This window comes from Enterobacter sp. SECR19-1250 (assembly GCF_013391025.1).
In the GTDB taxonomy this organism is placed as follows: domain Bacteria; phylum Pseudomonadota; class Gammaproteobacteria; order Enterobacterales; family Enterobacteriaceae; genus Enterobacter; species Enterobacter cloacae.
In genome coordinates, this window is record NZ_JACASJ010000178.1 from 1 (window position 1) to 5405 (window position 5405).

Sequence of the window (5405 nt, forward strand, 5' to 3'; positions counted from 1 at the left end):
GCTCCGGATGAATATGATGATCTCATATCAGGAACTTGTTCGCACCTTCCCTAGACACTTCCGAGCCGCTGATAATATTGTTTTTCGTATTCAGTTGGTGGCATATGATCACTCGAACCATGCCGACGCTTACTGTTATAAAACATTTCGATGTAATCAAAAATATCACCGCGAGCTTCTTCTCGCGTTCCGTAGATCTTTTTCTTTATCCGTTCACGTTTCAGTAACTGGAAAAAACTTTCTGCGACTGCGTTGTCATGACAGTTACCGCGACGGCTCATACTGCCCTCCAGCCCGTGTGATTTCAGGAACGACTGCCACTCATAGCTTGTGTACTGACTGCCTTGGACGCCCTTCTAAGTGTCAAGTCGTTATTTGAGTGCTGTTAATCTGCCGATTTTGATTGCGAAGCAGTGTGAAGACCTCGCGTGCGATATAACGTTTCAGGCAGCGCAGCGCTTCCATTTTTGAGTGCCCTTCCGCGACTCTTTTCGCGACATACTCCTGCGTTTTCGTATCTGTACGTAACCGGCCTATAGCGATGATATGCAGGGCGCTATTTGCTGCGCGATCTCCACCACGGTTCAGTCTGTGGCGATTTGTTTTTCCTGATGAGACGGGAACGGGACTGACTCCGCATAAGGCCGCGAAGCCAGGCTCAGACTGCAGCCGTTGAGGGTTATCACCCGCAGTGATGAGCAGCTGAGAAGCGGATTCATAGCCGATAGCGTTACGCTTGATCAGCTCAGGTGCCAGCTCATCAACGATTGACGCGATCATGATATCCAGGTCTGCTATTTCATCGTGAAGTTCAAGATATCGTCGAGCCAGCGATTTCAGGGCAATACGATAAGCATCCTGAACATTACGATACGCCGTCACATCCGGCCGCCATGCGGCCAGGGTTCGAATCAGCTGCATCCGGGTCAGATTACGTAATTGATCACGTAGTTCATCCGGAGATGAAACGATATTCATCTGGATCATTTGCAGCGCAATACGACGTGCTGCAACGGCTGTTTTTCGGCAGACTTTCAGAACGCGGAGTGCTTCAATCATCCCGCTTCGTGTTTTAGGTGTGACAGTGCGTATCAATGAGAAAGCTGCGTGGGCGGCACTTTCAGCATCAATTGTGTCACTTTTTCCACGCCTGCGGCGTTCCATTTTATCCGGAGCAGTCACTTCCAGCACGGTGATGCCGGCATTTTGCAGGTGGCGTAGCAAGCCAGCGCCGTAAGAACCGGTACATTCAACTCCGATGCGGGCAACCGTTCCAAAAGATGCCATCCATGTCAGCATCTGCCGATATCCCTGCCGGGTTGTCGCGAAAAAATCACTGCCTAAAACGCGGTTGTTTTCATCAACTACTGCAGCAACGTGCAGGTCCTTATGCGTATCAACGCCGCCCACGACAAACGGTGGGCGAACTGATTTAGTCTTCGCCATAGCCTAATCCTTTCTGGAACTTATCGTCATTTCTCCTGACGATAACCCGGACAGGACAGTAAGGAGACAAGACGTCAGGCCCTTCTTGAGTCACGCGCATCGGTGAGGAGAAGCCTCGCATGAAGTACTTTCCGTCAACCGACGGGTCCAGGGAAAGACACATTTCTGGTCGATCAGAGTGTGAGTCAGGTAGCCGGAAAGTCTTCACTGCATCAGTGATCTCACCGCGCGAACAAAACAGCAAGCATGATGATGAGAACTGACACAGACATTCTTACTATCAGAATGAACCAGCACCTGCTTTTGAGGATTACGTCGCCACACGGCCATCAGAAGTGCATTCAGGACAATATCCTTTGTCATCCGGGGCTGCATTGACCAGCCAATAACTTTGCGCGAGAACAGGTCAACAACCACAGCCAGATACAGCCAGCCTTCGTGAGTCCGGAGTAGAGTAAGAGGCAGGGCGTAGTCGGACTATTTCCCTGCCTCTCCTCCCCGAACCGGACGTGCACCTTTCAGCGCATCCGGCTCTCCATTTAAATGCTGGCGAACGCCATTGCCACTTCTGTAAAGCGCGATGTATACGTGTTTCTGGTCTCCGTCCTCAGATAGGGATTACCTTCGGGTAGCCGCCAGCGGAACAGCTTCTTGCCTTGCCCCACCAACCGGTACAGTATTTCGCCGCTGAGCTTGCCGTGATTGGTTTTACCAAATAAAACCCACGTTTTGCTCTGACCCGGTTTCGGTGATTTACACCACCACCTCATCAGGGAAGCGATACCTGTACGGTATTTGCGGGCCAGCCAGTGAGCCAGCTTCCAGAACACGACACGGTCGATATAACTGAAGACTTTGGCCTTAAAATCAACGAACTGATAGAACATGGCCCAGCCTTTCAGTTTTCGGTTGAGTTGTTCAGCCATATCGACTTTGCTTTCACTGTAGTTGCCTGATAACAGTGCTGTCAGCGATGCGGCGAAGTTTCTGGCTTTCTCCTGCGGGATCGTTGAGACCACTCGCATCTCGCCATAACGACTGCGTTTGCGAATGATCCTGTGCCCCAGAAAGATAAAGCCGTCATTAACATGGGTGATTTTAGTCTTATCCATGTTCAGCCTGAGTTTCAGACTGCCTTCGAGCACACCCCGACACTCCTCCCTGATGGCTTCCGCCTGTGCTTTGGTGCCTTTGACGATGAGGACAAAATCATCGGCATAGCGGCAGTACGCCACCGCGGGTTTCCACTGCCAGTTTTCTCTGACCGCCGTACTTCGGCCCCGTTGGATACTGTTATTCCAGTACCACCGATCTTTTCTGGCTTTCCCGCTCAGGTAGCGCTCATGCAGGTATTGATCGAACTCATTCAGCATGATGTTCGATAATAGCGGCGATATAACACCGCCCTGTGGTACACCTTCACTGGCCGCCCGAAAGAGACCGACATCGATATGTCCCGCCTTGATGGTTTTCCACAGCAGAGTCATGAAACGTGCGTCACTGATCCTGCGGCGTACAGCCTTCATCAGCAGTCGATGATGTACGGTGTCGAAGTAACTGGACAGGTCGCCTTCAATCACCCAGCGTCCCCGGGTTTCACCACAGTCTGTGAGCTGTAATTTCACCGTGCGGATCGCGTGGTGGACACTGCGCTCAGGCCGGAAGCCATATGAGAGCGTATGAAAATCACTCTCCCATATCGGCTCCATCGCCATCAGCATGGCCCGCTGAACAATACGATCCCGCAACGCGGGGATACCCAGTGGTCGCAGTTTGCCGTTGCTTTTAGGGATGTAAACCCGTCTGGCGGGCAAGGGCTGGTAGTGGCCTGAGAGTAATTCATCCCTGAGGATTTGCAGCTCAACAGCCAGTCTGGCCTGTAGCATTGTTTTGTTCACGCCATCAACGCCGGGGGTATGGGCCCCCTTTGATGAAAGCGTGATCCGCGCCGCTTCAGCCAGCCATTCTGGTTGTGTTATCAGACGCAGCAGCCGTTGAATCCGTAGGGACGGATCGGTGGCTGCCCATGTGGCAAGCTTGCGTTGCATTTCGCTGATTATCAAAGGTCTTCACCTCGTTAGGTCAGTTAATTCACGTCGCAAACACATTCAAACTGCTTCCCTTCGCCATGTAATGGGCTTTCCCCATCGCGGACTACTACGGAAGCTCCGCCAGCCAGCGCGTCATCGGAGCCATGCCCCCTTAACATCCGTCGCTGACCTTCCCCGGTTTACCTGCCTGGACTCAGGCATACTGAGGAGGCTGCCCGTCGCACTCTTTATCCTTGCTTGCCGCAAGTTGGCAGAAGTCAGCAACGCAAGCGTGATAGACGCTGCTGCCCCGGTGTTTCGCATACATGTCAAAACACCTTCGACCGGCAGTGCTTACGTATCACTGCCAGTTCCTCCTGCACGGCCTGTCAGATCACGTAGGCCGTGGTGACGTTTTCAACCCACAGAGGCGGATTAACGGGTTCATGTTCTTCAGCCTTTCAGTACTTAACCTTGAGGATCATCTCGGCTTAGTGATCTCGCCTCAATCCCCGTTGTCAGCGGGTTACATCACCCTGCGGGCATGCCGCAGGTCACTGCCGCTCAGGTTCTCCACCGTCACACCCGGTGGGATTGTTGGGTTTCTCATCGTGAGTTACCGGTTCAATATTCCAGACAGACTCGCGGTTCATTTAAGCATCCATGCCCGCCCTGAACTCCGGGCACACTGTAGGTGATGTCCGTTACCCAACGCTCATCCGGTGCTTCCGGGTTGAACTGCCGCTGGAGCCTGTTGGGCGTCACGATGCTGGTTTCACCCTTACGTGCCCGTGGGCTACGGTACCCGACCTGAGCCCTTATCCCGGCACGCTTCATCAGTCGCCAGACACGGTTAACTCCGCACTGTTGTCCGGTATCCCGCAGGTCGAGGTGGATCTTGCGATAACCATAAACGCAACCCGACTCCAGCCAGAACTGCTTTATCAGCCCCGTCAGTCTCAGGTCAGTATGATGCCGCCGTGAATCCGGCTGCTGAAGCCAGGCGTAAAAACCACTCGGATGCACATCCAGCACCCGACAAAGCAGTCGGACAGGCCAGCAATGGGTGTTGTCACGGATAAAGGCGTACCTCAGTCGGACAGCTTTGCGAAGTACGCCGCTTTTTTTAATATGTCCCGTTCGTCGGTAACCCGCTTCAGCTCTTTCTGGAGGCGTCGGATCTCAGCCTGAGCGTCTGACTGGACTTTATTGGTTGAGGAATCCGGGCCATATGCCTTTATCCAGGCATAAAGACTGTGGGTGGTGATACCGAGACGTGTTGCCACGCTGGAAACAGAATGGCCGCGATCAACAACCTGTTTTACCGCTTCAATTTTAAACTCTTCGGGATAACGCTTACCGCTCATGGGCACCTCTCTTTAAGTCATCTTAAATGACTCTGAGGTGTCTGTTAAACCCGTGGCGATTCAGACCTTGCCATCACGACTGTGCTGGTCATTAAACGCGTATTCAGGCTGACCCTGCGCGCTGCGCAGGGCTTTATTGATTCCATTTTTTCTCTGATGAACGTTCCGCTACGCTGCCCGGATTACAGCTGTGTCAGCAGGCGGGCAAAGTCGGTTAACGTCAGTTTCAAAACGCCCACCCGGGGTGAAATCGCACACCTGGTAATTGATTCCACCGGGCTGAAGGTCTTCGGTGAAGGCGAGTGGAAAGTCAAAAAGCATGGCCAGGAACGCCGCCGTATCTGGCGTAAGCTGCATCTCGCCGTTGACAGTAAAACACATGAAATCATCTGCGCTGACCTGTCGCTGAACAACGTTACGGACTCAGAGGCCTTCCCCGGGTTAATCCGGCAAACCCACCGGAAAATCAGGTCAGCCGCCGCCGATGGCGCTTACGACACCCGGCTATGTCACGATGAACTGCGGCGTAAGAAAATCAGCGCGCTTATCCCTCCCCGAAAAG

At 53.0% G+C, this 5405-nt stretch carries 2 protein-coding genes and 4 pseudogenes; 1 reads left to right on the forward strand and 5 read right to left on the reverse strand.

Annotated elements, in window-relative coordinates; genetic code table 11:
- Positions 1–50: 50 nt before the first annotated feature.
- From HX884_RS25090 to HX884_RS25110, 5 genes and pseudogenes are all read right to left on the reverse strand, one after another.
- Positions 51–347, reverse strand: a pseudogene (locus HX884_RS25090) (IS3 family transposase); the annotation flags it as partial.
- 16 nt (positions 348–363) lie between these two features.
- Positions 364–1446 (reverse strand): IS110 family transposase, encoded by a 1083-nt coding sequence (locus HX884_RS25095; RefSeq protein ID WP_020803817.1) that lies wholly within the window; start codon positions 1444–1446, stop codon positions 364–366.
- A 279-nt stretch (positions 1447–1725) separates the two neighbouring features.
- A pseudogene (locus tag HX884_RS25100) lies at positions 1726–1905 on the reverse strand (DDE-type integrase/transposase/recombinase); the annotation flags it as partial.
- Positions 1906–1985: 80 nt separating this feature from the next.
- Positions 1986–3494 (reverse strand): group II intron reverse transcriptase/maturase, encoded by a 1509-nt coding sequence (gene ltrA / locus HX884_RS25105; RefSeq protein WP_001189111.1) that lies wholly within the window; start codon positions 3492–3494, stop codon positions 1986–1988.
- 672 nt (positions 3495–4166) lie between these two features.
- A pseudogene (locus tag HX884_RS25110) lies at positions 4167–4843 on the reverse strand (IS3 family transposase); the annotation flags it as partial.
- Positions 4844–4903: 60 nt separating this feature from the next.
- Here HX884_RS25110 and HX884_RS25115 point away from each other — a divergent pair.
- Positions 4904–5405: pseudogene (locus HX884_RS25115) on the forward strand (IS5-like element IS903B family transposase); the annotation flags it as partial.